Origin of the sequence: Streptomyces sp. NPDC014889, assembly GCF_043081205.1 — a bacterium.
Taxonomy (GTDB): domain Bacteria; phylum Actinomycetota; class Actinomycetes; order Streptomycetales; family Streptomycetaceae; genus Streptomyces.
In genome coordinates this window covers 222,405-248,922 of the sequence record NZ_JBIBWH010000013.1, presented here as the reverse complement: position 1 = coordinate 248,922, position 26,518 = coordinate 222,405, and the positions used below count along the sequence as shown (strand labels likewise).

25 protein-coding genes and 1 pseudogene are annotated in these 26,518 nt (G+C 71.3%); 15 read left to right on the top strand and 11 right to left on the bottom strand.

Annotated features, from left to right (window positions below; all coding sequences use genetic code 11):
• Together ACF09J_RS26440 and ACF09J_RS26435 are read left to right on the top strand one after the other, a co-directional pair.
• Positions 1–127, top strand: a pseudogene (locus tag ACF09J_RS26440) (succinate--CoA ligase subunit alpha); the annotation flags it as partial.
• Between the two features lie 3 nt (positions 128–130).
• A complete protein-coding gene (locus tag ACF09J_RS26435) occupies positions 131–394 on the top strand; it encodes a hypothetical protein (protein ID WP_392307919.1) in 264 nt (87 codons plus the stop codon).
• Here the strand turns inward: ACF09J_RS26435 and ACF09J_RS26430 are convergent.
• The 3 genes from ACF09J_RS26430 to ACF09J_RS26420 all read right to left on the bottom strand — a co-directional run bounded on the left by ACF09J_RS26430 (position 364) and on the right by ACF09J_RS26420 (position 4,926).
• On the bottom strand, positions 364–2,748 hold the full coding sequence (locus tag ACF09J_RS26430; protein ID WP_392307918.1) for an ATP-binding cassette domain-containing protein: 2,385 nt from the start codon (positions 2,746–2,748) through the stop codon (positions 364–366). The two genes, ACF09J_RS26435 and ACF09J_RS26430, sit on opposite strands and share 31 nt — an antisense overlap.
• 340 nt (positions 2,749–3,088) lie before the next feature.
• A complete protein-coding gene (locus tag ACF09J_RS26425) occupies positions 3,089–3,463 on the bottom strand; it encodes a VOC family protein (protein ID WP_392307917.1) in 375 nt (124 codons plus the stop codon).
• Positions 3,464–3,669: 206 nt separating this feature from the next.
• Positions 3,670–4,926 carry an amidohydrolase gene (locus ACF09J_RS26420; RefSeq protein WP_392307916.1) on the bottom strand — a complete coding sequence of 419 codons (1,257 nt, stop codon included), beginning with the start codon at positions 4,924–4,926 and terminating at the stop codon, positions 3,670–3,672.
• A 226-nt stretch (positions 4,927–5,152) separates the two neighbouring features.
• Between ACF09J_RS26420 and ACF09J_RS26415 the strand changes: the two genes are divergently transcribed.
• The 7 genes from ACF09J_RS26415 to ACF09J_RS26385 all read left to right on the top strand — a co-directional run bounded on the left by ACF09J_RS26415 (position 5,153) and on the right by ACF09J_RS26385 (position 11,576).
• Positions 5,153–5,683 carry a DoxX family protein gene (locus ACF09J_RS26415; protein ID WP_392307934.1) on the top strand — a complete coding sequence of 177 codons (531 nt, stop codon included), beginning with the start codon at positions 5,153–5,155 and terminating at the stop codon, positions 5,681–5,683.
• A gap of 200 nt (positions 5,684–5,883) precedes the next feature.
• Positions 5,884–6,612, top strand: coding sequence for a DUF1684 domain-containing protein (locus ACF09J_RS26410; protein WP_392307915.1), 729 nt, complete (start codon positions 5,884–5,886; stop codon positions 6,610–6,612).
• A gap of 45 nt (positions 6,613–6,657) precedes the next feature.
• The gene (locus ACF09J_RS26405; protein WP_392307914.1) at positions 6,658–8,178 is read left to right on the top strand and encodes an ABC transporter substrate-binding protein; all 1,521 of its coding nucleotides are present in this window, start codon (positions 6,658–6,660) and stop codon (positions 8,176–8,178) included.
• Complete coding sequence (locus ACF09J_RS26400) at positions 8,178–9,143, top strand: ABC transporter permease (protein WP_392307913.1); 966 nt, start codon at positions 8,178–8,180, stop codon at positions 9,141–9,143. The genes ACF09J_RS26405 and ACF09J_RS26400 overlap by 1 nt, the downstream gene beginning before the upstream one ends.
• Positions 9,140–10,018 (top strand): ABC transporter permease, encoded by an 879-nt coding sequence (locus ACF09J_RS26395; protein ID WP_392307912.1) that lies wholly within the window; start codon positions 9,140–9,142, stop codon positions 10,016–10,018. The genes ACF09J_RS26400 and ACF09J_RS26395 overlap by 4 nt, the downstream gene beginning before the upstream one ends.
• On the top strand, positions 10,015–10,815 hold the full coding sequence (locus ACF09J_RS26390) for an ATP-binding cassette domain-containing protein (RefSeq protein WP_392307911.1): 801 nt from the start codon (positions 10,015–10,017) through the stop codon (positions 10,813–10,815). Before ACF09J_RS26395 ends, ACF09J_RS26390 begins: the two co-directional genes overlap by 4 nt.
• Positions 10,812–11,576 (top strand): ABC transporter ATP-binding protein, encoded by a 765-nt coding sequence (locus tag ACF09J_RS26385; protein WP_392307910.1) that lies wholly within the window; start codon positions 10,812–10,814, stop codon positions 11,574–11,576. The genes ACF09J_RS26390 and ACF09J_RS26385 overlap by 4 nt, the downstream gene beginning before the upstream one ends.
• Before the next feature lie 358 nt (positions 11,577–11,934).
• Here ACF09J_RS26385 and pepE read toward each other — a convergent pair whose 3' ends face one another.
• Together pepE and ACF09J_RS26375 are read right to left on the bottom strand one after the other, a co-directional pair.
• The gene (gene pepE / locus ACF09J_RS26380; protein ID WP_392307909.1) at positions 11,935–12,663 is read right to left on the bottom strand and encodes a dipeptidase PepE; all 729 of its coding nucleotides are present in this window, start codon (positions 12,661–12,663) and stop codon (positions 11,935–11,937) included.
• 28 nt (positions 12,664–12,691) lie between these two features.
• The gene (locus ACF09J_RS26375; RefSeq protein ID WP_392307908.1) at positions 12,692–13,513 is read right to left on the bottom strand and encodes an IclR family transcriptional regulator; all 822 of its coding nucleotides are present in this window, start codon (positions 13,511–13,513) and stop codon (positions 12,692–12,694) included.
• Between the two features lie 148 nt (positions 13,514–13,661).
• Between ACF09J_RS26375 and ACF09J_RS26370 the strand changes: the two genes are divergently transcribed.
• Genes ACF09J_RS26370 through ACF09J_RS26360 form a run of 3 tightly spaced genes read left to right on the top strand, consistent with a single transcriptional unit; the run spans position 13,662 to position 17,346 of the window.
• A complete protein-coding gene (locus tag ACF09J_RS26370; protein ID WP_392307907.1) occupies positions 13,662–14,615 on the top strand; it encodes a DUF1177 domain-containing protein in 954 nt (317 codons plus the stop codon).
• 2 nt (positions 14,616–14,617) lie between these two features.
• Positions 14,618–16,024: a cytosine permease gene (locus tag ACF09J_RS26365; protein WP_392307906.1), complete on the top strand. Its 1,407-nt coding sequence runs from the start codon at positions 14,618–14,620 to the stop codon at positions 16,022–16,024.
• Positions 16,021–17,346: a M20/M25/M40 family metallo-hydrolase gene (locus ACF09J_RS26360; protein WP_392307905.1), complete on the top strand. Its 1,326-nt coding sequence runs from the start codon at positions 16,021–16,023 to the stop codon at positions 17,344–17,346. Before ACF09J_RS26365 ends, ACF09J_RS26360 begins: the two co-directional genes overlap by 4 nt.
• Positions 17,347–17,394: 48 nt before the next feature.
• On the opposite strand, the gene ACF09J_RS26355 is transcribed toward ACF09J_RS26360, so the two are convergent.
• Genes ACF09J_RS26355 through ACF09J_RS26345 form a run of 3 tightly spaced genes read right to left on the bottom strand, consistent with a single transcriptional unit; the run spans position 17,395 to position 20,206 of the window.
• Positions 17,395–17,763 carry a DUF4440 domain-containing protein gene (locus ACF09J_RS26355; RefSeq protein WP_392307904.1) on the bottom strand — a complete coding sequence of 123 codons (369 nt, stop codon included), beginning with the start codon at positions 17,761–17,763 and terminating at the stop codon, positions 17,395–17,397.
• A 56-nt stretch (positions 17,764–17,819) separates the two neighbouring features.
• The gene (locus ACF09J_RS26350; protein ID WP_392307903.1) at positions 17,820–19,262 is read right to left on the bottom strand and encodes an MFS transporter; all 1,443 of its coding nucleotides are present in this window, start codon (positions 19,260–19,262) and stop codon (positions 17,820–17,822) included.
• The gene (locus ACF09J_RS26345) at positions 19,259–20,206 is read right to left on the bottom strand and encodes a nucleoside hydrolase (protein ID WP_392307902.1); all 948 of its coding nucleotides are present in this window, start codon (positions 20,204–20,206) and stop codon (positions 19,259–19,261) included. Before ACF09J_RS26345 ends, ACF09J_RS26350 begins: the two co-directional genes overlap by 4 nt.
• Before the next feature lie 333 nt (positions 20,207–20,539).
• Between ACF09J_RS26345 and ACF09J_RS26340 the strand changes: the two genes are divergently transcribed.
• The 3 genes from ACF09J_RS26340 to ACF09J_RS26330 all read left to right on the top strand — a co-directional run bounded on the left by ACF09J_RS26340 (position 20,540) and on the right by ACF09J_RS26330 (position 23,905).
• Entirely contained in the window at positions 20,540–21,571 is a 1,032-nt protein-coding gene (locus ACF09J_RS26340) for a LacI family DNA-binding transcriptional regulator (RefSeq protein ID WP_392307901.1), read from the top strand.
• Positions 21,568–22,461 (top strand): ribokinase, encoded by an 894-nt coding sequence (gene rbsK / locus ACF09J_RS26335; protein WP_392307900.1) that lies wholly within the window; start codon positions 21,568–21,570, stop codon positions 22,459–22,461. Before ACF09J_RS26340 ends, rbsK begins: the two co-directional genes overlap by 4 nt.
• A gap of 310 nt (positions 22,462–22,771) precedes the next feature.
• A complete protein-coding gene (locus tag ACF09J_RS26330; protein ID WP_392307899.1) occupies positions 22,772–23,905 on the top strand; it encodes an acyltransferase family protein in 1,134 nt (377 codons plus the stop codon).
• Positions 23,906–23,912: 7 nt separating this feature from the next.
• On the opposite strand, the gene ACF09J_RS26325 is transcribed toward ACF09J_RS26330, so the two are convergent.
• From ACF09J_RS26325 to ACF09J_RS26315, 3 genes are all read right to left on the bottom strand, one after another.
• On the bottom strand, positions 23,913–24,371 hold the full coding sequence (locus ACF09J_RS26325; protein ID WP_392307898.1) for an ArsR/SmtB family transcription factor: 459 nt from the start codon (positions 24,369–24,371) through the stop codon (positions 23,913–23,915).
• 197 nt (positions 24,372–24,568) lie between these two features.
• Positions 24,569–24,943 carry a hypothetical protein gene (locus ACF09J_RS26320; protein ID WP_392307897.1) on the bottom strand — a complete coding sequence of 125 codons (375 nt, stop codon included), beginning with the start codon at positions 24,941–24,943 and terminating at the stop codon, positions 24,569–24,571.
• A 193-nt stretch (positions 24,944–25,136) separates the two neighbouring features.
• Positions 25,137–26,432: a PP2C family protein-serine/threonine phosphatase gene (locus ACF09J_RS26315; RefSeq protein ID WP_392307896.1), complete on the bottom strand. Its 1,296-nt coding sequence runs from the start codon at positions 26,430–26,432 to the stop codon at positions 25,137–25,139.
• Positions 26,433–26,518: the final 86 nt, after the last annotated feature.

Genomic DNA, 26,518 nt, shown 5'->3' with positions numbered 1-26,518 from the left:
CGCGGGCGCCATCGTCTCGGGTTCCTCCGGTACCGCGCAGGCGAAGAAGGAGGCCCTGGAGGCCGCGGGCGTCAAGGTCGGCAAGACCCCGACCGCGGCCGCGGCACTGGCCCGGCGGGCGGTGTGACGCGTGCGCATCTCCGCCCAGTCCATGGACGTGCTCTCCTCGCCGGCCAACGTCGCCGGCTACCAGGCGGTGCCGGCCACCGCCAAACGGCTCGGGGCCCGTACCACCGGCTTCGATGTCCGGCCCGAGGTCGGCGTGATGGGGCACGCCCGGGCCATCCGCGTCACCGACGACGTTCAGCAGCACCGTGGGACGTGCCCGGAGCGGACGCGTCCCACGGTGTCCTCAGGGCCGGGTCAGGCGCCGACGTACGCCGCGAGGTGCTGACCGGTGAGGGTGGAGCGGGCGGCGACGAGGTCGGCGGGGGTGCCCTCGAAGACGACCCGTCCGCCGTCGTGGCCGGCGCCGGGGCCGAGGTCGATGATCCAGTCGGCGTGCGCCATGACCGCCTGGTGGTGTTCGACGACGATCACCGACTTCCCCGAGTCGACGAGCCGGTCGAGCAGACCGAGCAGGTGCTCGACGTCGGCGAGGTGCAGACCGGCGGTCGGCTCGTCGAGGACGTAGACGCCGCCCTTCTCGGCCATGTGCGTGGCCAGCTTCAGCCGCTGCCGCTCGCCGCCGGACAGCGTGGTCAGCGGCTGTCCCAGGGTGAGGTAGCCGAGCCCGACGTCGGCGAGCCGGCCGAGGACGCGGTGCGCGGCCGGCGTGCGGGCCTCCCCGGAGGCGAAGAACTCCTCGGCCTCGGCCACCGGCATCGCCAGCACCTCGCTGATGTCACGGCCGGCGAGGTGGTACTCGAGCACCGACGCGTCGAACCGCTTCCCCTCGCACTCCTCGCAGGTGGTGGCGACGCCGGCCATCATCGCCAGGTCGGTGAAGATGACGCCGGCGCCGTTGCAGGTGGGGCAGGCGCCCTCGGAGTTGGCGCTGAACAGCGCCGGCTTCACCCCGTTGGCCTTGGCGAACGCCTTGCGGATCGGTTCGAGCAGTCCGGTGTACGTCGCCGGGTTGCTGCGCCGAGAGCCGCGGATCGCTCCCTGGTCGACCGACACCACGCCCGCGCCGGCCGGGATCGACCCGTGCACCAGCGAGCTCTTGCCGGAACCGGCCACGCCGGTGACGACGACGAGTGTGCCGAGCGGGATGTCGACGTCGACGCCCCGCAGGTTGTGCGCGGTGGCGCCGCGGATCTCCAGCGTGCCGGCCGGTTCGCGCACCGTCTTCTTGAGGGAGGCCCGGTCGTCGAGGTGGCGGCCGGTGAGGGTGCCACTGGCCCGCAGCCCCTCGACGGTGCCCTCGAAGCAGACGGCGCCGCCCGCCGTGCCCGCGCCGGGACCGAGGTCGACGACGTGGTCGGCGATCGCGATGGTCTCCGGCTTGTGCTCCACGACGAGCACGGTGTTGCCCTTGTCCCGCAGCCGCAGCAGCAGGTCGTTCATCCGCTGGATGTCGTGCGGGTGCAGGCCGGTGGTGGGCTCGTCGAAGACGTACGTGACGTCGGTGAGCGAGGAGCCGAGGTGCCGGATCATCTTCACGCGCTGCGCCTCGCCGCCGGACAGCGTGCCCGACGGACGGTCGAGCGAGAGGTAGCCGAGGCCGATCTCCACGAACGAGTCGAGGGTCTGCTGCAACGTGGCGAGCAGTGGCGCCATCGACGGCTCGTCCAGGCCGCGGACCCATTCGGCCAGGTCGCTGATCTGCATCGCGCAGGCGTCGGCGATGCTGGTCCCGCCGATCCGCGACGACCGGGCCGCCTCGCTGAGCCGGGTGCCCCCGCACTCGGGGCAGTCGGTGAAGGTGATCGCCCGGTCCACGAACTCGCGGATGTGCGGCTGCATCGCCTCCCGGTCCTTGGAGAGCATCGACTTCTGGATCCTCGGGATCAGACCCTCGTAGGTCATGTTGATGCCCGCGATCTTCATCCGGGTCGGCTCGCGGTGCAGGAAGTCCTGCAGCTCCTGCTCGGTGTACTTCCGGATCGGCTTGTCCGCGTCGAAGAAGCCGGACTCGCTGTAGAGCCGGTAGTTCCAGCCGCCCGGTTTGTAGCCGGGGATGGTCAGCGCGCCCTCGGTGAGCGACTTGGAGTCGTCGTAGAGCTGGGTGAGGTCGACGTCGGAGACGGTGCCGCGGCCCTCGCAGCGGGGGCACATGCCGCCGGTGATGCTGAAGCTGCGCCGCTCCTTCACGGTCTTGCCGGCGCGTTCCACGGTGACCGCGCCCGCCCCGCTGATCGAGGGGACGTTGAAGGAGAACGCCTTGGGCGAGCCGATGTGCGGCTGTCCGAGCCTGCTGAAGAGGATGCGCAGCATCGCGTTGGCGTCGGTGGCGGTGCCGACGGTGGAGCGGGGGTCGCCGCCCATCCGCTGCTGGTCGACGATGATCGCGGTGGTCAGCCCGTCGAGGACGTCGACCTCGGGCCGGGCCAGGGTCGGCATGAAGCCCTGCACGAAGGCGCTGTACGTCTCGTTGATCAGCCGCTGCGACTCGGCGGCGACCGTGTCGAAGACCAGTGAGCTCTTGCCCGAGCCGGAGACGCCGGTGAACACCGTCAGGCGCCGCTTCGGGATCTCGATGCTGACGTCCTTGAGGTTGTTCTCGCGCGCGCCGAGCACGCGGATCATGTCGTGGCTGTCGGCGGCGTGCGCCGCGGGCGACGGCGTGTCCGGGGCCTTGCTCATCGAGTCTCCATCTGTGGGCTGGGCCGCCTTCACGGCGACGGTGGGTGTCCGCCTGAGCGGCGGTGCCGGGTCGGCGCGACGCTCGTCCGGCCGGCGCTCACCGGGGTCGCGGTCCGCGCGAGAACCAAGGCATTATCCACACACTCCGCCCCCGCGCACCCTCCCGCAGGTCATCGCTCCGACCGCCGGAGGCCCCGGCCCACGCTACCGGCGGCCCGGTTCCCGGCGCTTCTCCATTCCTGACCGGTCCGGGGCACCGCCTGCCCGCTCAGTGGCGCGCCGAAGGCCCGGTCGGGCACCGGCACCAGGGTGCCGGTGCCCGACCGGGCTCTCCCCCCTGTTACAGATAGGGGCGGGTGATCAGCTCGATCCCGTGGCCGGCGGGGTCCTTGAAGTAGACCCCTCGACCGCCGTGCTCGTGGTTGATCTCGCCGGGGCACCGCATGTGCGGATCGGCCCAGTGCTCGATGCCGCGATCACACAGCCGCTGATACGCCCGGTCGAACAGGTCGTCGTCGACCAGGAACGCGTAGTGCTGCATCTGGATCTCCACCGGCGGCTCGGCGAACTGGAGCAGCACACCGTCGGCGAGCTGGATGTTGGTGAACGGGCCCCAGGACGGCGCCGGCCCCACTTCGAGCAGCTCCCGGAAGAAGCGGGCCGACTCCTCGCGGTCCTTGGAAACGATGATGGTGTGGTTGAACGTGGCTGTCATTCTGCTGACCTGACTGTGGTTCGGCACGGAAACGGACTCGTCGTGGTGCGCGAGTACGGGAGGTCCGCGTGCCGGACCCGGGGGGCGCCTGCTCGGCACCCGTGGTGCGGTCAGCCCTCCACCGGGTTGCCCGTCCGTGAGTGGCGTATCGCCGGTCCGGTGTTCACATCGGGGACCCTACCCGAACCGGCTTCCGCGCGGGCGGGTCACGCGGAATGCGGGGCCGGGCCGAGCCAGGCGAGGGCCGCGGTGGTCAGAGCCGTGACGCCGTCGGTGAGAGTGGGCCGCATGACGGGGGCAAAGAACGGCGAGTGGTTCTGCGGGATGTCACGGCTCCTGGTGCCCGCGGCGTCCGCCTTCGCGTAGGTGCCGGGGTCGACGCCGCCGAGGAGCCAGTAGCAGACGGGCACGTCCGCGCTGGTGCCGAAGACGCCGACGTCCTCACTGCCGGAGGAGGCACCCGGGTCGGTCAGCCTGTCGTGGCCGATCACGTCGCCGACGGCGGCCATGGTGCGGGCGCACGCCTCCTCGTCGTTGACCATCAGCGGGAAGGTGTGCAGGGTGTTGATCTCCGGTTCCTGCTGCGCCCCGGCGACCGCCGCCTCGCCTCGGACGATCCGCTCCACCGCGCCCAGGACGGTCCGGCGGACCTGCGGGCCGTAGGTGCGGATGTTGAGCTGGAGCCGGGCCTCGTCCGGGATGATGTTGTCCTTGGTGCCGGCCTGCAGGGCGCCGACGGTGACCACGGCCCGGTCCATGGAGGCGATCTCGCGGGAGACCACGGTCTGCAACCGCATCACGGTCGAGGCCGCCATCACCACCGGGTCGATCGACGCCTCCGGCATCGACGCGTGGGCGCCGCGCCCGAACATGCGCACCTCCAGCGCGTCGGTGGCGGCGAAGGCGAGACCGGGGTGGCAGGCGATGGTGCCGGCCGGGATCGCCATCACATGCTGGCCGAGGACGACGTCGGGGGCGCCGAACCGGCCGTACAGGTCGTCGTCGACCATCGCCTGGGCGCCCTGGCCCAGCTCCTCGGCCGGCTGGAACACGGCCAGCACGGTGCCCGACCACCGGTCGCGGGCGCCTGCCAGGAGTGCCATGGCGCCGAACAGACAGGTGACGTGCACGTCGTGGCCGCACGCGTGCATCACGCCCTCGTTGGTCGAGGCGTACGGCAGCCCGGTCCGCTCCGTCACGGGCAGCGCGTCGAAGTCGGCCCGCAGGAGCACGGTCGGGCCCTCGCCGTTCACCAGCCTGGCCACGACGCCGGTCCGCCCGACGCCCTCGGTGACCTCGTATCCCAAGTCCCGTGCGCGGCGGGCGACCTCGGCGGCCGTGCGGTGCTCCTCGAAGGACAGCTCGGGATGGGCGTGCAGGTCCTGGTACAGCGCTTCGAGGTCCTGGTTCATGGGGGTGTCCAGGCCGGCCAGGACCTGCCGAGCCGTGTCGTGTGCGGTCATCGTGATGCCCCTTCGGCCGGTGGAGGGCCGCCATGTCCGACGTAACCACAGCCGTGGGAACGCGGCAGCCCGGTCCGCCGCCACGCCGGGCTGCTTGGAAGTTGTAGTACTGGCGGTGTCCGGTATAGCTTGAAGTTTCAAGTTCATCGGGTCTCCATGCCGGCGCCGCGAGACCCGCCCCCCACGACCCGCGAGGAGTCCCGCCTTGACCGCTCCCGACGCCACCCTGTCCCGCCCCGCCGCCGCGCCGGAGACGGCCCTGGCGGCCCCCGCCCACGCCTACGACGCCGGCCTGCTCGTCCTGCGTCTCGTACTCGGGTCGACCATGGCCGCGCACGGCGCCCAGAAGCTGTTCGGCTGGTTCGGCGGTGGCGGTGTCGACGGCACCGGGCAGTTCTTCGCGGCCTCCGGCTACCCCTCGCCCAGGGCGTTCGCCGTGGTGGCCGGGCTCAGTGAGACCCTCGGCGGGCTCGGCCTCGTGCTCGGCCTGCTCACCCCGCTCGCCGCCGCGGCCGTCGCCGGCACGCTGGTCAACGCGATCTCCGTCAAGTGGGGCGGCGGCTTCTTCGCCCCGCAGGGCGTCGAGTACGAGCTCCTGATCGCCCTGTCCGCGGTGGCTCTCGCCCTGACCGGCCCCGGCCGGATCGCCGTGGACCGGCTGCTGCCCGGACTGCGCTCGCACCGTGTCGCCCATGGCGTCGCCGCGATCGTGCTCGGCGCCGTCGTCGCCGGGGTCACGCTGCTGCTGCGTCACTGACACCCCGCGCCGGGCGGACGTCCTGCCCGGACGGCGGAGGGGTCGCGCCCGCGCCGTCGTCCGGGCCGCTGTCCGGCCTGTGGATCTCATTTGACATTAGAGAGCCTTATAGAAGATAAAGGTGACGCTTTGGCCATCAATTCACGCGGCGTGACATCTGCGGCGTGATGCCCACGAACGCTGCGCGAATGAGTCCTGACATGTCCCACCCCATCGCCGACCAGCCCACAGCCGACCCCGCGGGGGAGTGGGACGCATGGCGGTCCGAGCGCCATCGGGCCCTCACCTCGCCGACGGGCAACCTCGCCCTCGTCGAGACCCGCTGGCTGCCGGCCGGTGAGCGCCCGGATCCCGAGGCCGCACGCGCGGGGCAGCCGGAGACGGTGACCGTCACCACGCTCCAGCGCACCGACCTCGTCACCGGCGAGCCCGAGCACGGCCTGCGCTTCTGGGACGCCGACTCGGACGCCGTCCGCCACTTCGACCGTGTCGACGTGTTCCCCCACGACCCGTCCTGGGTGCTCGAGGCGACCTACACGCCGGTCCCCGGCGCCCGGCGGGTGGCCTTCGAACACATCCGCGACAACGGCGGCACCCGAGACCTCGTCGTCCCCGGCGACATCACGCTCACCGTCGACGGCCGCGACTACACCCTCAGCGCCTTCGACGACGACGGCACCCTGCTGCTCGTCTTCGGCGACCCCACCAACGGTGACACCACCTACGGCGCCGGCCGCTTCCTCTTCGTGCGGCGCACCGAGGACGACGACCGCGTCGTGCTCGACTTCAACCGCGCCTTCGTGCCGCCCTGCGGGTTCTCCGATCAGTACAACTGTCCGATGCCGCCGCGGCAGAACCGTTTCCACCTGCCCATTCAGGCCGGTGAGAAGCTCCCCGTCTTCCGCGGCGGCTTCCCCGCGCAGCACTGATCACCCCGTAGCCTCCCGCAGCCCAGCACGAAAGAGCCCTCAGCCATGAGCATCAAGAAGACGTCCCTGTACGCCACCGCCACCGCGGCCACCCTTGCCGTGACCCTGACCGCCTGCGGCGGCTCCGGCTCGGCCGGCAGCGCCTCCGGCGGCGCCGTGAACAAGGACGCCACCGTCAACATCGGCTCCCTCTACGAGCCGCAGAACCTCGACAACACCGCGGGCGGCGGCCAGGGCGTCACCGAGGCACTCAACGGCAACGTCTACGAAGGGCTGTTCAAGCTCACCGACGACGGCAAGGTCGAGAAGCTGCTCGCCACGGACTACAAGGTGAGCGGTGACGGACTCACGTACACCTTCACCCTGCGCGACGGCGTGAAGTTCCACAGCGGCAAGGCCCTCACCAGCGAGGACGTCAAGTACAGCCTGGAGAAGGTCATCGCGGACGACTCCCAGTCCGCCCGCAAGAACAACCTCCAGGTCATCAAGGACATCGCCACCCCCGACGCGCGCACCGTCAAGGTCACGCTGTCCAAGAAGTCGATCTCCTTCGTCTACAACCTCTCCTACGTCTGGATCATCAACTCCCAGGCGAAGAACCTGAAGACGACCGAGGACGGCACCGGCCCGTACCGGCTCGGCAAGTGGACCCGCGGCTCCGCGCTGAGCCTGGACCGGTTCCCCGGCTACTGGGGCAAGGCGGCCACGAACAAGAAGGCCGTCCTCCACTACTACAAGGACGCGACCGCCCTCAACAACGCGCTGCTGACGGGCGCCGTCGACGTGGTCACCAGCGAGCAGTCGCCCGACGCCCTCGACCAGTTCAAGAGCAACCAGAACTACAAGGTCAACGACGGCGCCTCCACCACCAAGCTGCTGCTCGCCTTCAACGACAAGGCCAAGCCGTTCACCGACGTCAAGGTGCGCCAGGCCGTGTCCTCCGCCATCGACGACAAGAAGCTCCTCGAGTCCGTCTGGGGCGGCTACGGCAAGCTCATCGGCTCGATGGTGCCGCCCACCGACCCGTGGTACGAGGACCTCACCAAGGTCAACGCCTACGACCCGGCACGCGCCAAGAAGCTGCTCGCCGAGGCCGGTTACGCCAAGGGCTTCAGCTTCACCCTCGACACCCCGAACTACGACCCGCACCCCACCGCCGCGACCTTCATCAAGTCCGAGCTCGCCAAGGTCGGCGTCAACGTCAGGATCAACACGATCACGCCGGACGAGTGGTACACGAAGGTCTACAAGAACCACGACTTCTCGGCCACGCTCCAGGAGCACGTCAACGACCGCGACCTCGTCTGGTACGGCAACCCCGACTTCTACTGGGGCTACGACAACAAGCAGGTCACGCAGTGGGTCGAGCAGGCCGAGCAGGCCTCGACCACCGCGGAGCAGACCGAACTGCTGAAGAAGGTCAACCGCAAGACCGCCGAGGACGCGGCCAGCGACTGGCTGTACCTGTACCCGCAGATCGTCGTCGCGAGCAGCAAGCTGTCCGGCTACCCGCTGAACGGCCTCAACTCGCAGTTCTACGTCTACGACATCCAGAAGAAGGGCTGATGGCCCGCTATCTCCTGCGCCGCCTCGCCTTCCTCCTGGTGTCGCTGGCCCTGGCGAGCGTGGTGCTGTTCGTGCTGCTGCGCATGCTGCCCGGCGACCCGGCCAACGCACTCACCTCGGTGGGTGCGAGCCCGGAACAGATCGCCGCTGCACGGCACTCCATCGGGTCCGACAGGCCGCTGCCCGAGCAGTTCGTCCACTGGCTCGGGCAGCTGGCGAGCGGCGACCTCGGCACGTCCTTCGTCAGCTCGCTGCCCGTCGGACCCGAGGTCGCCTCCCGGCTGAGCGTCACCGTGCCGCTGACCCTGGCCGCGTTCACCCTCGCCGTCGTCCTCGCCGTGCCCGCCGGTTTCGTCGCCGCGCACAAACGGCGCACCTGGTACGGCGCATTGCTCAGCGGTGTGTCCCAACTGGGCATCGCCGTCCCGGTGTTCTGGCTCGGCATGATCCTCATCGCCGTGTTCGCGCTGAACGCGGGCTGGCTCCCGGCCGGCGGTTTCCCGCCGGACGGCTGGTCGGAGCCCGCCGAGGCGATCCGCTCCCTCGTCCTGCCGGTCGTCACCATCGCCCTGGTGATGAGCGCGTCCCTGCTCCGCTACGTCCGCTCCGCCACCCTCGACGTCCTCGGCAGCGACTACCTGCGCACCGCCCGCGCCCTGGGCTCGTCCTTCGGCCGGGCGATGTGGCGGCACGGCCTGCGCAACGCCTCCGTACCGGTCATCTCGATCCTCGGCATCGAACTCGCCTCGACCCTGCTCGGCGCGGTCGTCGTGGAATCGGTGTACGCGCTGCCCGGCCTCGGCTCCCTGCTCGCCACCGCGATCGCCCAGCACGACTACCCGGTCATCCAGGGCGTGCTGTTCGTCTCCACCCTCGCCGTGCTGCTCATCGGCTTCGCCGCCGACCTCGTCCAGCGGATCATCGACCCGCGCCTGCGCGGCCGGCTCTCCGGAGGTGCCCGATGACCCGGGCGGACACACTGCCCACCGTCCGGCCGGAGAAGGCGCCACCGGGCGGACGCCGCTCCCGGCGCTCCGCCACGCTCGTCGTCGGCTGCGTCCTCGCCGGCCTCATCGCGCTGCTCGCCCTGGTCTCCCTGTTCTGGCTGCCCTACTCCGCCGACGACACCTCCGGCGGGCGCCTCGCCGGTCCCGGGAACGGGCATCTGCTGGGCACCGACAAGCTCGGACGCGACCTGTTCACCCAGGTGATGACCGGCTCGCGGATCGCCGTCGGGGCGGGCCTGGGTTCCGTGCTCCTCGCCGCGGCGATCGGCGTCACCCTCGGGGTCCTCGCCGCGTTCGCGCAGGGCTGGCTCGACGACACGCTCTCGGCGTTCCTCGACATCCTCATCGCCTTCCCGACGCTGCTGCTCGCGATGCTGATCGTCGCCGCCCGCTCGGCGACCCTCGGCTCGGCCGTCCTCGCGATCGGCCTGGCGCAGAGCGCGGTCGTCGCCCGGCTGGTGCGCATCCTCGTCAAGCGCGTGCTGGCGCAGGACTACATCACCGCGGCCCGTACCTCCGGCACATCCTGGCCCAGGACCGTCGTCGGCCATGTGCTGCCCAACATCTGGCCCACCCTGGTGGTCAACCTGGCCCTCCAGTTCGGGCTCGCCGTACTCGCCGAGGCCGGACTGTCCTACCTCGGGCTCGGCGCGCCCCCGCCGAACGCCTCGTGGGGCCGGATGCTCCAGGAGGCCCAGGCCACCTTCACCACCGCACCGGCGGGCGCGCTCGCCCCCGGCATCCTGCTCGTCCTGCTCGTCATCGGCGTCAACCTCATCGCCGACGGCCTGCGCGACACCCTCGACCCGGCCACCCGCCGGAGGCGCGCGTGAACCTCCTCGACGTACGCGGACTGACCGTCCGCACCGGCGACGGCCGCACCCTGGTCGACGACCTGTCCTTCACCGTGGCCGGCGGCGAACGCCTCGGCCTCATCGGCGAGTCCGGCTCCGGCAAGTCCCTCACCACGCTCGCCGTGCTCGGTCTGCTGCCCGACGGCATGACCGCCACCGGCAGCGTCGAACTCGCCGGCACCCAGGTGGTCGGCGCCCCCGAGAAGCGGCTCACCTCCCTGCGCGGCCGGGACGCGGCCGTCGTCTTCCAGGAACCGCTCACCGCGCTCGACCCGCTGATGCGCGTGGGCCGCCAGATCGCCGAACCCCTCCGCAGGCGCACCGGCCTGAAGGGCAGGGACCTCCAGCGGGCCGTGGCGCGCACGCTCGAACAGGTCCGGCTGCCCGAACCCGAGCGCATCGCCCGCGCGTTCCCGCACGAGATCTCCGGCGGGCAGCGCCAGCGCGTGGCCCTCGCCATGGCCCTGGCCTGCGAACCGAAATTGCTCATCGCGGACGAGCCGACCACCGCCCTGGACGTGTCCGTGCAGGCGGAGATGCTGGAACTCATCGACACGCTGGTCCGGGAGCGGGACATGGCGGTGCTGTTCGTCAGCCACGACCTCGCCGTGGTGGCCAAGGTGACCGACCGCGCCCTGGTGCTGAAGGACGGCCGGGCCGTGGAGGAGGGCCCGGTCGGGGCCATCGTCGGCGCGCCCCGCGAGGAGTACACCAAGGCCCTCGTCGCCAGCGCCCGGCGCCTGGAATCCGCCCTGGACCTGAGGAGCGCGCGATGACCCCCGTACTCGAACTGTCCGGCGTCGCGCTGCGCTACCGGGGCACCACCGGCAACGTCGTCGAGGACGTGTCGTTCGAGGTCGAGGCCGGGCACAGTCTCGCGCTCGTCGGCGAGTCCGGAGCCGGGAAGACCACGCTGCTGCGGCTGCTGCTGGGCCTCGCCCGCCCCACGGCGGGGCAGGTCCGCTTCGACGGCGCCGCGCTGTCCCCGCGGGACCGGGAGCAGATGCGCCGCTTCCGGCGCGGCGTCCAGTGCGTGTTCCAGGACCCGTACTCCTCGCTCGACCCGCGCCGCCGGATCGGCGCCACCGTGGCCGAGCCGCTGCTCTCCCTGGGCATCGACAGCCGCGCCACGGCCCGGCCGAAGGTGGCCGCGGCCCTGGAACGGGTCGGCCTGCCGGCCGACGCGGCCGACCGCTACCCGCACGAGTTCTCCGGCGGGCAGCGCCAGCGGATCGCCATCGCCCGCGCCACGGTCTGCACCCCGCGGGTCCTGCTGGCCGACGAACCCGTGAGCGCGCTCGACGTCACCACCCGGGTCAAGGTCGTCGACCTGCTGGCCGAGCTCAAGCAGGAGCAGGGACTGACCCTGGTGATGGTCTCCCACGACCTCTCGGTCGTCGCCTCCCTGTGCGAACGCACCGCCGTCCTGGAACGCGGCCGCGTGGTCGAACACGGCGACACCACCCAGGTCCTGACCCGGCCCGGTCACCCGTACACCCGTCGCCTGCTGGACAGCGTGCCCCGCCTCCCGGCCTGAACGGGCACCGCGCCGCCCCTGGCCCCGGCCGTTTCCGGTCGACCTGCACCTGCAACGCGCGGTCCGGTGTGGGGCCTCGGCCGCGCCGGGCCGTTCCGGGCCCTGTCCGTGCGGGCCACCGGCTGTTCCGGGCGGTCTGGCTGTCCCGGCCGGCCCGAGCCGCCGTTGCGTCTGGCGCGGGCCCCCGCTCGTGTCAGGCGCCTGACCGTTCCGGGCGTGCCGTCGGCCCCACCCCCATCACGCCGCTCAGCGCGGGCCGCTGGCGCTGCCGGTCGCGCGCGGTCGCCCCGGGCCCGCGGTCGCCCCGGGGCGCCCGCCGTCCTGGCCTCCCCGGTCCTCCCGGGGCCTGCTCCCCGGCTTACCGTGCCGGTGTGTCGTACTCCGGTGTGAGGGCGAGCAGTTCGGACACGTCCGTGCCGATCGGCAGCTCGCGCGGCGCCGTGCCGCGGGAGAAGAGGCGGGCGGCGTTCTCGCCGCCGAGCGTGGCACGGGTTCCGGTCACGCGCAGCCAGGAGCCCTCGCGCAGGCCGAGGACCGGGACGTCGTTCTCCTCGAGGAATTCCGTCAGGCGCTCCTCGCGGGTCTCGCCCTTGTGCGTGGAGCCCGGGTCGGGGTCCAGGTAGTGCGGGTTGATCTGGAACGGGACAAGACCCAGCGCCTCGAAGGACGGGGGCTGGACGATCGGCATGTCGTTGGTGGTGCGCAGGGTGGGCGCGGCCATGTTGGTGCCCGCGCTGGCGCCCATGTACGGCAGCCCGTTCCCGGCCGCCTTGATCAGCGCGTCCCGCAGGCCCGTCCGGTACAGGGCGGCCAGCAGCCGGAAGGAGTTGCCGCCGCCGACGAACACGGCGTCCGCCTCGGCGATCCGGCCGACCGGGTCACCGCCCTCGTGCACCCCGTGCACGTCGATGCCGGCCCCGGCGAGCGCGTCGCGCACCTTGGCCGTGTAGGCGTCGTGGTCGGCGAGCGCGTACGGCACGAACGCGAGCCGTGCCCGGTCCGGCAGGAACGCGGTCACGGTGTCGAGGGCGTGTTCCAGGTAACCGCGGCCGTACTGGGTGGAGTTGGACAGGAGCAGCAGGTTCAAGGGGTGTTCCTCACCAGGGTTCGATGCTTCAGGACGTACGGCTGCGCGGGCGGCGGTGGTGCTGGGGCGGGTGCGTCAGCCGCTGTTCCAGCAGGCGGGCCGCCTTGCGCAGCGCCTCGAGCCGGTCCTCGGGACCGTCCGGGAAGCGCTCGCTCGCGGCCCCCAGGCTGAGGCTGCCGTAGGGCTCGGAGCCGAGGAAGACCGGCACGGCGACGGTGCCGATGCCCGCGTCGTACTCGCCGACCGTCCACGCGTACCCCCGCGCCCGCACCTGACGGAACTCACGTTCCAGCTGGTCGGGGTCGGTGACCGTGCGCTCGGTGAACCGGGCCATGGGCCGGCCGCGGAACAGCCGGTGGCGCTGCTCGTCGGGCAGGAACGCGTAGTACGACTTGCTGGTCGCCCCCGCGTGCGCCGGGTACAGCTCGCCGACCAGAGGGTAGTACCGCAGCGGCCCCTCCTCGCCCTCGACCGCCGCCACGCACCGCATGTGGAAGCTGTCGGGCAGACAGAACAGGACCGTGTCCCCGGTCGCCGCGCGCAGCTCCTGGAGGACCGGCTCCGCGAGCAGTTCCAGCGAGCCGGAGCGCTCCCAGAGGCGGCCGAGCCGCAGCGCGGCGGGACCGATCCGGTAGCGGCGGGTCGTCGGATCCGACACCAGGAAGCCGCGCCCGGCCAGCGTGGACAGCAGCCGCTGCGCGACCGAGGTGTCCCAGCCGAACTCGGTGGCCACCTCCGTCACACCCCAGTCGGGTCGCGTGCGTTCGAACGCCAGCAGCACCAGCAGGGCGCGGTCGACGGTCTGCAGTGCCCCGGCCGGGGTCTTCCGGTCGACGGGGATGTCAGGCACGGCAACTCCTCTCCGAATGACGACCGCCTCCACCCATCTCGCCATTCAGACCTGAATTGCAGATAACGGGAAACAGTTGCGAAGAAGGTTAACGGATCCCGAATCTTCTGTCAGCACCGCCCCAGGTGCGGATCAGGAGAAGCTGCCCATGTTGAAGTACGTCCTGGACATCGTGGATCTGCTGGACGATCCCGATGCCGACGGCAAGCGAGTCGCCGCCTACCTCGACTCCGTGGCGGGCCCCGCCGGCTCCGGCACCCAGGTCACCACCGTCACCGGCAAGCGGGGCGCCACCGACTTCGTCCTCGTGCGCGTGCCTGGCCGCACCGGCCGCAGCCGCGGCGGCACCTCGCGCACCCTCGGCGTGGTCGGACGGCTCGGCGGTGTGGGCGCCCGTCCGGAGATCACCGGCCTGGTCTCCGACGCGGACGGCGCGATCGCCGCGATCGCCACCGCGGCCAAGCTGCTGGACATGCGCCGCCGCGGCGACGTCCTCGACGGCGACGTGATCGTGGCCACCCACATCTGCCCGAACGCGCCGACCGCACCGCACGACCCGGTGCCGTTCATGGACTCGCCGGTCGACATCGCCACCATGAACCGGCACGAGGTCACGGACGCGATGGAGGCGGTGCTCTCCATCGACACCACCAAGGGCAACCGGATCATCAACCACAAGGGCCTGGCCCTGTCGCCCACCGTCAAGGAGGGCTGGGTGCTCAAGGTCAGCGAGCAACTGGGGGAGCTGCTGGCCGTGGTCACCGGTGAGCCGTTGGTCACGTACCCGGTGACCACGCAGGACATCACCCCGTACGGTAACGGTGTACACCACATCAATTCGATCCTTCAGCCGGCCACGGCGACGGCCGCCCCGGTCGTCGGCCTCGCGGTCACCTCGGCCGCGGCGGTGCCCGGCTGCCAGACGGGCGCGAGCCACGAGACCGACATCGCGGCCGCCGCCCGGTTCGCCGTCGAGACCGCGAAGGCCTACGGCGGCGGACGCCTGGACTTCCACGACGACGTGGAGTTCGACCAGCTCGTGTCCCGTTACGGCTCGCTGGCCCACCTGCAGACCCTCGGCCGCGCCCCCAGGGAGTCGTGATCATGGCCGCACACCAGAACACCGCCGCCGCACCGGACACCGCCGGCCACAGAACCCTGGGCAGCGACGACTACGCGCTCGCCCGTGTCCCACGCAGCGAACGGCTCGGCTTCTGGACGATGCTGCTCCAGTGGCTCGCCCAGTCCGGATCGATCTCGCAGTTCACCCTCGGCGCCACGATCGGCGTCGGCATGTCCTTCGGCAACGCGCTCCTCGCCTTCACCCTCGGCGCCGTGATCCTGGAAGTCGTGATCTTCGCGATCGGCCTGGCCGGAATGCGCGAGGGCCTCGCGACCCCCCTGCTGACCCGCTGGGTCGGCTTCGGCCGCAACGGCTCCGCGCTGGTCAGCCTCGTCATCGCCATCAGCCTCGTCGGCTGGTTCGGAGTGCAGAACACGATCTTCGGCAACAGCGTCTCCGCGCTGATCGGCGGCCCCTCGTGGCTGTGGTGCGTCGTCGCGGGCCTGGCCATCACGGTCCTGGTCGTCTTCGGCTTCCGGTACATGGCGGTCTTCGCGAAGATCGTCACCCCGCTGTTCTTCGCGATGGTCGCCTGGTCCGTCACCGACGCCCTGACCGAGCACTCCATCTCGGACCTCGTCCACTCGCCGGCCCCCGGCCCGGCGGTCCCGCTGTCGGTCGCCGCGACCGCCATCGCGGGCGGCTTCATGACCGGCGCGATCGTCGCGCCCGAGATGACCCGCTACAACAGGAAGGGCGCGCACGTCTTCGTGCAGAGCGCCTCCTCCATGATCCTGTCCGAGTACATCGTCGGCATGACCGGCGTCCTCCTCGGCCACCTGGTGGGCAGCAACCAGGTCTCCCAGATCGTGCTCTCCACCTCCGGCGTCTTCGGGGTGCTGGTCGTCCTGATGTCCACGGCGAAGATCAACGACTGGAACCTGTACGGCTCCTCCCTCGGCGTCGTGAACTTCTTCCAGGTCGTCTTCCGCAAGCGCCTGAGCCGCGGCGCGGTCACCGTCGTCCTCGGCCTCGCCGGCACCCTGCTGTCCGCGGTCGGCATCATGACCCACTTCACCGACTTCCTGTCGGTCCTCGGCGTGGCCATCCCGCCGGTCGGCGGCATCATCGTCGCCGAGTACTGGGTGGTGCGCCGCATGCGCGGACCGCTCGACGCCACCCGCGAGACGCAGACCCTGCCCGCCACCTCACCGGTCTGGGTCCCGATGTCCCTGGTCATCTGGGCCGCGGCGTTCTGCGTCGGCAAGTTCTACGACGGCGGGATCCCCGCCCTCAACTCCCTGCTGACCGCCTTCGTCCTGTACAGCGTCCTCGGCCGCGCCGGCTGGATCAGGACCTACGGCACCACCACCCTCGACGACGAGCCCGCCGACGGCACCGGACAGTCCCCGGCCGCCACCGGCACGGCCCCCGTAGGAGCGTCATGAGCACCACCCCCTCACTCGCCGCCGCCTCCGAGGAGGCACAGCGCGAGGCCATCGACCTGTGCGCGGAGCTGATCCGCTTCGACACCTCCAACCCCACCAGCGACGAGCGGGCCTGCGCCGACCGCGTCGTCGAGCTCCTGGCCGAGGCCGGCATCACCTCGGAGCTGGTGGAGAGCGCGCCGGGCCGCGCCAACGTCGTCGCCCGCATCCCGGGTGGCGACCCGGACCGCGGGGCGCTGCTCGTCCACGGCCATCTGGACGTCGTACCGGCCGACCCGGACGAGTGGCAGGTCCCGCCGTTCTCCGGCGAGATCCGCGACGGCTACCTGTGGGGCCGGGGCGCCATCGACATGAAGGACACGGTGGCGGTCATGCTGGCCACCGCCCGGCACTTCGCCCGCACCGGCACGCGGCCGACCCGCGACATCGTCCTGGCCTTCCTCGCCGACGAGGAGGCGGGCGGCCGATACGGCGCGCACTGGCTGGTCGAGCACCGGCCCGAGCTGTTCGCCGGCGTCACCGAGGCGATCGGCGAGGGCGGCGGGTTCAGCTACGCGCTCGACGACACCCGGCGGCTGTACCCGATCGAGAACGCCCAGCGCGGCATGGCCTGGATGGAACTGACGGCCACCGGCCGCGCGGGCCACGGCTCCTCGCCCAACGACGAGAACGCGGTCACCGACCTCGCCGAGTCGCTCACCCGGATCGGCCGCCATACCTTCCCGATCCGCCTGATCGAACCGGTGCGCGCACTGCTCGCGGAGGCCGCGCGGCTCAAGGGCGTCGACGTCGACCTCGACGCCGAGGACCTCGACACGGAACTCGCCAAGCTCGGGCCGGTCGCCGACTTCATGCAGGTGGTGCTGCGCAACTCCGCCAACCCCACCACGTTCTCAGCCGGTTACCAGACGAACGTGATTCCGGGCCGCGCCACCGCCCGCGTCGACGGCCGCTTCCTGCCCGGACACGAGCAGGAACTCGTCGACACCATCGACGCGTTGCTCCTGCCGTCGGTCAGCCGGCAGTGGGTCAACCACGACATCGCCATGGAGACCTCCTTCGACGGTCCCCTCGTCGACGCGATGTGCGCGGCCGTACGCGCCGAGGACCCCGACGGCCATCCGGTGCCGTACTGCAACCCGGGCGGCACCGACGCGAAGGCCTTCACGAAGCTCGGCATCCGCTGCTTCGGCTTCAAGGGCCTGAAACTCCCCCACGACCTCGACTACGGCCGCCTCTTCCACGGCGTCGACGAGCGAGTCCCCCTGGAAGGACTGCGCTTCGGCGTCCGGGTGATGACCCGCCTGTGGCGGAACTGCTGACCGCTGCACCCGCCTTCACCTCCGCGCCGCGCGCGGGGGTGAGGGAACTCAGCCGGCCAGTGTGCCCTGGTGGAAGTACATGCGCCAGCCCGTGTCCGACAGCCGCCACAGGGAGCTCCGCCATACGCGGCGGCCCTGGTTGTCGGCGAAGTACGTGAGGTGGACGAGTCCCGGGGCGAGGACGGTTCCGGACATCTTGCTGACCTCGACCGGAGACTCGGGGGAGACGGAGCCGCCGCTCGTCACCTCGAGGATCGACTCCACGTCCCAGCGGCGTCCGGAGGCCCCGATCTCGGTGAACTCCGGGTCGAGCAGCTCCAGGACACGGTCCGGGCAGGCACGTACCTCGGGATCGAGAAGCCGCAGCTCTCCGTCGATGGCCGCCCGCACGGCCTGCTCCCGCTCGTCACTCGTCATGCGGGAAGCCTATGCGCAGGCCCCGCCGGAGCGAACTCCCGGCGGGGCCTGCTTGCTCAACGCGCTTCCGCGGACACCGGTTTGGGGATGAGGAACGACGTTGCGACGGCGACGGCCATGATGACCGCACCCGTGATCATGGCAGTGGTGTAGTCGCCGGTCGACGCCGGATCGGCGGGGGCCGCCGCGGTCTTCACCGCGTACAGCACCGCGAAGCTCAGACCGGCGCCGAGGTTGAACGCGCCCGCGTTCAGACCCGGCAGGAACCCGGGGTTCTCGCGCGGGGACAGCACGATGCCGAGCCCGTTGAGCACGATGTTCCCGATGCCGGCGTAGGTGATCCCCACCAGGATGGACGCCGTCAGCAGCAGCGCGCGCGAATGCCCGTGCAGCGTGAGGATCATCAGGACGACGGTCGCCGCGGCCCCGACGAGACCGATGCGCAGGATCCGGCCGTACCCGAATGTGGCGGCCAGCCGGCCCGCGATCGGGCCCATGGCCAGCCCGGCCAGCGCGTACGGCGTGAGGGTCCACCACGCGGACTGCTGCGCCGACATGCCCAGTCCGGCCTGCGCGTCCTCGGCGAACGCCGGGATCAGCCCGTTCATGACGGCGAACACACCTGTCATGGTGAGCACCGTCGTCAGCAGCAGCGCCCACGTGGAGCGCTGCCGCAGATGGCGCGTGGCGACCAGCGGATGCCCGCTGAGGTCCTCCGTGCGCCAGAACAGCGCGAAGGCCACCGCGGCGACGACGACGAGCGGGGCGATCAGGGGCCAGTTGGCTGCGGCGAGCTTGCCGGCCTCGTTCAGCGCGATGAGGAGCGAGCCGACCGAGACCACGAGCAGCACGACGCCGGGCCAGTCCATGCGCGCGGCGACCGGCGCCCTGGACTCGCGGCTCATCAGCGCGACCATGCCCGTGGCGACCGCCGCGACGACGGCCATCGCCCAGAAGACCGACTGGAACCCGTGGTGGTCGGCGAGGTAGCCGCCCGCGAGGGAGTCGACACCCGCGACTCCGCCGTTGAAGGCGGTGATCACGCCGAGCAGGGTGCCGTAGCGCTTGGGCTCGGGCACCTCCATCCGCAGCATGATCAGGCACAGCGGGACGACCGGGCCGCACACGCCCTGGATGACACGCCCGGCGAACAGGACCGGCACGTTGTGCGCGAACGCGGCGACCACACAGCCGACCGCCATGAGGGCCAGCATGCCGGTGAGGACCTTGCGGCGGCCGACGACATCGCCCAGCCGCGGCAGGAACAACGAGAACAGGGCGGCGGAGGTGAAGAACGCCGTCTGCGTGAGCCCGATCTCGGCAGAGGTGGCGTGGAGGCCGCCCTCCATGCTCTTCAGCGCCGGGCTGATCATGCTGGCGTTGAGCTGGAAGGCCACGCACGCGGCGAGCAGCGCGGTCAGCAGCACACCGACCCGGACGGGGGAGCCCTGCACCGAGCCGGGCGGCCGGTCGGTGGTGGAGACGCTGGGAACGGTCATGCCTGGACGTCGCCGATCCGTTCGAGTGCGTCCACCACGAGGTTCCAGAACCGCTCGTGGTCGAGCTTCACCGCGACCTGGGTGTGGCAGTCGTCCGGGGCGGGCGCCCGGAAGTCGGCCACGGTCATGCCGAGAGTCAGGGTGCCGGTCAGCTCGATGTCCACGGGGGCCTTGCGCACCGTCATGACGCCGGGGTCGATGACGTACGCGACCGCGCAGGGGTCGTGCACGGGCGGGAACTCGAAGCCCTGGGCCTGCTCGTACATCGCGCCGAAGAAGTCAAGCAGTTCCAGGACGAACTTGGCGGGGGCGGTGCCGACCGCGGCGATCTTCTCGGTGACGGCGGGCGTCGCGAGCGCCTGGTGCGTGAGGTCGAGACCGACCATGGTGACCGGCCAGCTCTCGTTGAAGACGATGTGCGCGGCCTCGGGGTCGATCTTGATGTTGAACTCGGCGACCGCGCTCCAGTTGCCCTCGTGGTAGCCGCCGCCCATCAGGACGACCTCGCGGACGCGGGAGGCGATGCGCGGCTCCTTGCGGACCGCCATCGCGATGTTGGTCAGACCGGCGGTCGGCACGATGGTGATCTCGCCCGGCTCGTGCGACATGACCGTGTCGATGATCAGGTCGACGGCGTGGCGGCGGTCCAGCTCCAGGGTCGGCTCCGGCAGCACGGGTCCGTCGAGCCCGGACTCGCCGTGGATGTCCGGCGCCGTCTCGATGGCGCGCACCAGAGGCCTGGGGCAGCCCGCGGCGAAGGGCACTCCGGTGATCCCGGCGATACGGGCCACGGACAGCGCGTTGCGGGTCACCTTCTCCAGCGTCTGGTTCCCGACCACGGTCGTGACGGCGACGAGCTCGATCTCGGGATTGCCGTGCGCCAGAAGCATGGCGATGGCGTCGTCGTGCCCCGGGTCGCAGTCGAGGATGATCTTTCTGGCCAACGGAGAGCCCCTTTGCTCGCTTACCTAGGGTGAAACCGATCTCCGGGGGACGCCCAGGGGCGGACGCGTCCGGAGGGCGCCGAGTGGTCCGGCGCCTGGGGAGACGTTAGGGAAAACGTTCTCCCGAACATTCGCCCATTCCTCCTCAATATGTCAATGGTCGTTACATCTTTCTCTCGCCTCGGCCTGTTCCAGGGCGGCTCGGGGCGGAAGGGCGGGTGATAACGTTCTCCGGCATCGGTGCTGGTCGGTGCCGGAGGCCCGTGCGCCGACCAGGAAGCCGACCCGAAAGAAGGGGGGCGGAGTGCGGTGACCGAGGTGACATTGCGTGACGTGGCTCGAGCGTCGGGCTGCTCCGTCGCCACGGTGTCCCGCGTGCTCGCCGGCACCCGACCGGTGGGAGCCGAGACGGCACGCCGGGTGCGGGCCGCGGCCGAAACCCTCGGCTACCGCCCCAACCAGGTCGCCCGCGCCCTGCGCAGCCGCTCCACCGGGACCATCGGCCTGGTACTGCCGCAGATCACCAACCCCTTCTTCCCCTCCCTCGTCCGTGAGGTCGAGCACGCCCTGCACGCCGGGGGCCGCGCCCTGCTGCTCGCCGACTGCGACGACGACCCGCGCACCGAGGCGGCCCGGATCACCGCCCTGCTGGACCGGCAGGTGGACGCGCTGCTGGTCATCCCCGTCGACGAGACACACAGCCGCGAGGCCGTCGAACTCGCCGCGGCCCGCGTCCCGTTGGTCCTCCTCGACCGCTCCTGCGGTCCCGGAGTCGCCGACTCGGTGGCTGTCGACAACGCCGCCGGCATGTCCCTCGTCCTGGAGCACCTGGCCCGCACCGGGCGCCGCCGCTTCTGCTTCCTCGGCGCCGCCGGGACCGCCTCCACGGCCGTCGAGCGGCGCATGGCCTACGAGGCCGGCGTCGCCGCCCTCGACCCGCGGGCAGCCGAACGCACCGAACTCGGCGACTTCTCCGTGGAGTGGGGGAGGGCCGCGGTCGACCGGATCTGGCCCGCCCGCCCGGACGCCGTCATCTGCGCCAACGACCTCATCGCGGTCGGAGCGCTGCAACGCCTCGGACAACTCGGCGTCGACGTGCCGGGCGAGGTCGCCGTCACCGGCTTCGACGACATCCCCATGGCGAGCCTCGCCGAACCCAACCTGACCACCGTCCGCCAGCCGGCCGCCCAGGTGGCGGCCGAGGCGCTCCGACTCCTCGGCCGGCGGCTCGGCGGCGGGGGAGCCGAGGCGTACCGGGCCGTCCGCCTCTCACCCGAACTCGTCGTCCGCGCCTCCAGCGCTCTCCGCGCCGCCGCGCCCGCCGCGACCGTCCCCGGCAGCAGAACCTCGGAGGAAGACCAGTGATCGCAGTCGTCGGAAGCCTCAACCTCGATCTCGTCGCACCCGTTCCCCGGCATCCCGTGCCGGGGGAGACCGTGCTCGGCGGGGACATCGTCGAGCACCCCGGCGGCAAGGGAGCCAACCAGGCGGTCGCCGCGGCCCGGCTCGGCGGACAGGTCGCCCTGATCGGCCGGGTCGGCGAGGACGACGCCGCCGACGTGATGGCCGCCGCGGCGCGCGCCGAGGGCGTGGACACCGCGCACCTGGTCCGCACCCCGGGGGTCCCCACCGGGCGCGCGCTGATCGCCGTCAACCCGTCGGGCGAGAACTCCATCATCGTCAGCCCCGGCGCCAACTCCCGGCTGACGGTGGCCGATTGCCGGGCCGCCGCCGACGTGCTGCACCGTGCCGCCGTCACGGTCCTCCAGCAGGAGGTCCCCGACGAGGCCAACCACGCGGCCGCCGGGCTGGCCGGAGGCATCGTGGTGCACAACCCTGCCCCCGCCGTCGAAGGCGCCGTCCCGCCCCGCCATGTCGACGTGCTGGTCCCCAACCGCACCGAACTGGCCGCCCTCACCGGCACCCCCGTACCGGACACGATCGACGAGGTCGCCGCCGCCGCGGGCAAACTGCGCGGAGCGGGCGCGGTCATCGTCACCCTCGGCGGCGACGGCGTGCTCCTCCTTGAGGGCACCGCGCGGCTGCACATCCCGGCCTTCACGGTCCGGCCGGTCGACACCACGGCGGCCGGCGACTGCTTCTGCGGCGCCCTCGCCGTCGCCCTCGCCGAGGGCCGCACCCTGGAACAGGCCGCACGCTGGGCCTGCGCGGCGGCGGCACTCAGCACCACCCGCCCCGGCGCCCAGCCGTCGCTGCCCCACCGCGACGAGGTGGAGGCGTTCCTCGAGCGCTGAGCCCCCGGTGACGGAGGCCGGGGGACGCGTCGCTTCTGTGTGCGGTCCGTGTCACCCCGGCGGCCCCGTATCTCACCGAGGACTTCGGGTAGGCCCCCTTTGTGGGCCAGGGCGGTGCCGGCACTCGCCCCCGCAGCGGAATGAGTACAAACTCGGCGAAATCGTCATCCGCCCGTCGGGCATCGATCCGGATTCCAGGCCCTTTTCGGAAAAGGACAACTCTGGAACGGGAGATATGACCCAGACGGATCGCAGGGCATCGGCCGGTACAGCCACGCGACCGCGGAACGAGGGGGCGGTCAGAGAGGAAGTGCTGCTGCCGCAGGCGCCCCCTGCGGCACCGGTGATCGTCGCCGGGCGGGGCACCGGCAGAGACCGGCTCGCCGCGCTCGACGGGCTGCGGTTCCTGGCGGCGCTGGCGGTGGTGCTGTTCCACTTCGTCGGCCAGACGCCGGGGGCGATGCAGGTCATCTGGGGGCGCCCGTACCAGAGCGTCTTCCCCGGACTGCACGGCTACTTCGCCTTCGGACGGCTCGGCGTCGACCTGTTCTTCCTGATCAGCGGCTTCGTCATCTGTATGAGCGCGTGGGGGCGCACACCGCGTGACTTCTTCATCTCCCGCGTCACCCGCCTGTACCCGATGTACTGGATCGCCATCGCGGTGTCGGCGTGCGTCATCTACTTCGCCGACACACCCTTCGGGCACCCCCACCCGCGCGTCCTGCTCGCCAACTTCACCATGCTCCAGACCCCGCTCGGTGTGTCCAACCTGGACCCGGTCTACTGGACGCTCTGGCCGGAGCTCTGCTTCTACCTCACGTTCGCCGTCGTGGTCTGGAAGGGCCTCAGCTACCAGCGCGTCGTGATCTTCTGCGGATTGTGGACGGTCGCCGCCGTACTCGCGCCCGCCGCCCACATCCCGCTGCTCACGCTCGTGGTGAACCCGGTCTCGGCCCCGTACTTCATCGCGGGCATGGCCTTCTACCTCATGTACCGCTACCGGCCCACACCTCTGCTGTGGGGCATCGTCGCCATGTCCTGGCTGCTGGCGCTGCACTTCCTGCTGGCACCCACCGGTGGCCGCAACAACTGGGAGACCTGGTCGCCCTGGCGCGGCTGGCTGGTCCTGGCGGTCACGGTCTTCTTTCTGGCCGTCTGCGCGATCGCGCTCGGCTGGACCCGCCGGCTCCGCTGGCGGGGGCTGACCGTCATGGGCACGATGACCTTCCCGCTCTACCTGCTGCACGACACGCTCGGCATGACCGTCGCCCACCACTTCGGCGGCCGGTTCGATCCGCTGCTCCTGGTCGGGGTCACGGTCGCCGCCCTGGTCGTGCTGTCCTATCTCGTGCACCGGTTCGTGGAGCGCCCGATGGTGCGGACCATGCGGCGTTCGCTGAAGAGCGCCGCGTTCGGTCCGCAGCCGCCGGCACGGCGCCGTTGAGCCCCGCTCACTTCCTGCCGCGGCCCCGGACCTCCGACGGCGGGACGGTGTGCGCGAGTTGGGACCCCACGGGCATACGTCCGGATCCGGCGGACCCGGCGGGCATGGCGGACACGGCGGTGGCGGCGGGAGCGGCACCGTCGGTCTGCCGGAGTTCGGCGAGCAGTTCGTTCTGGCCGGCCAGGAGTTCGGTGAGGATACGGCGGGCCGCGCGCAGCAGTTCGGCGACATCGCCGCCGGCGAGGGCGTAGCGGACCGTGGACCCCTCACGGATGGACACGACGATGCCGGAGCGCCGCAGCACGGCCAGTTGCTGAGAGAGGCTGGACGGCTCGATCTCGATGTCGGCGAGCAGATCGCGCACGGGCACGGGACCGTGCTGCAGCAGCTCCAGGACCCGGATGCGCACGGGGTGCCCGAGCATGCGGAAGAACTCCGCCTTGGCCTGGTAGAGGGGGACTTGCATGAGTGCGTGCTCCCTGCCGCATCGGGGATGTTCCGGGACGCGGTGGCGCCCCGGAGGACGCCCCGCGGAATGTGCTGTGCAGAGCAGATCCTTCTCGCCCCGGACCGCGTGCAACCACGAATTGGAATCATGCTGATGTGGTGACTTGAAGAAGTTTTCACATCATGGGCGCACGTCGGCCCGGGGCACGCGAAGAGCTAGACCTCGAGCTGTTCCTCGACGCGCTTGAGCTGGTGGCGGGCCATCGCCAGATTCGAACGGGCCTTGTCCAGCACCAGGTAGAGGAACAGTCCGTTGCCGTTGCGTCCGGTGACCAGGCGGATCAGGTGGTACTGGTCGCCGAGCGTGATCAGCACGTCCTGGATCTGGCTGTTCAGGCCCAACTGCTCCATGGTGCGCACCTTGGCGCGGATCACATCCGTGTTCCCCGCCGCGGCGATGGTGAGATCCAGGTCCTTGCCCCCGCCCAGGGTTCCCAGGGCCATTCCGCTGGTGTAGTCGACGACCGCCGCGCCCAGCGCCCCCTCGACCGCGGTCATCATTTCCTTCAGCGACACTTCCACACTCGCCACGGTGTCTCCCCTTGATCGTCGGCTGAGTCCTGGACGGCGCCGGCCGTCCGGTGATCGCACCGTAGACGCGCGTCCGGAGCGTTCGAGGGGAGGTCTTCAACACTGACGTCCATTGATCGGGGAGTGCCGAATGCGAACACTTCGACGACCGCAACTGACTCTTCGCTTCTCTGTACCCACGCCTTTCGAAGAATCAGGGGACACGGAGGGCCAGGATGGCGATGTCGTCGTGCTGGTCGTCGCTCAACCGGGTGAGCAGTTCGTCGCGGAAGACCGCAAGCGGTTCACGGGCCAGCGCGGCCGCGTGCTGGCGCAGCCGGGTGAGTCCGCGGCCGATGTCCTCGCCCGGGCGTTCGATGAGGCCGTCGGTGTAGAAGAGCAGAGTGGAGCCGGAGGGCAGGGCGACCGCCGCGGTCTCGCGCTCGAGCGCGGGGTCGACTCCCAGGATGGGGGCGTGTCCCTCCTCAAGGAGGAGGGTGCGGCCGTCGGGCTGGGCGAGCAGCGGCGGAAGATGGCCGGCGTTGGTCATGAGCATCCGCCACGGTCCGGCGGGCGGCGTCTCGATCCGGGCGATGACGGCGGTGACGAGTTCGATGCTGGTCAGGCCCTGCATCACCCGGTCCAGGCGGTTCATCACCCCGGCCGGGTCGTCCCCGCTGTCGTAGGCGAGCGCGCGCAGCATGTTGCGCAACTGGCCCATGCGGACCGCCGCCGCCAGGTCGTGGCCGACCACGTCCCCGATCGCGAGGATCACCGAACCGTCGGGAAGCGGGAAGGCGTCGTACCAGTCGCCGCCGACCTCGGCCCGCTCGCGGGCGGCCACGTAGCGGGTGGCGAGCTGGAGGTGCCCGAGCCCGGACAGATCGGGCAGGAGGGAGAGCTGGAGCTGCTCCGCGGTGTGCTGCTGCAGCGCGTACAGGCGCGCGTTGTCCAGGGCGAGGCCCGCGCGATGCCCCAGGTCGGCGGCGAGCGCCTGCTCCTGCTCGTCGAAGGGAACGGCCGGGGCGCGGCGGACGAAGGTGAGCGCCCCGAGGGCCTCCCGGCGTACGCCCATGGGCACGATCAACGCGGTCTCGGCGCCCAGCGTGCGGTAGAGGGCCCACTGGGCGGATCGCAGGGAGTCGTCCGGATCGGGCATGGCGAAGTCGGTGACCACCGTGGGACCCGCGCCGCGCAGCACCTTCGCCAGAGCGGCGGCCGAGTCGTCGGGCCCGGGCAGGAACCCGCCGGGCAGCACGCGCAGCACCCGCTCGGCGTCCCGGTCCATGACGGTGAGACGGCGCAGCCCGCTGCCCTCGACCAGGTCGACGACACAGGCGTCGGCCAGATGCGGAACCACCACCCGGGCCACACGGCGCAGCGCCTCCTCCGCGTCGAGGCCCGAGGCCAGCGCGCGGCTCGCCTCGGCCAGCAGCCGCAGCCGGGCCGCGGCGACCTCCGGCGTGGATCCCGCCCTCGGCTCCGTCGACTGTGAAGGCTTCCGCTTCATCGTGTTCCTTCCTTACGCACCCGTTGTAACACTCTGTCATTTTTCGCCGGGATGCTGCGCCGTTCGGTGCGGTGAAGGGTCGTGCC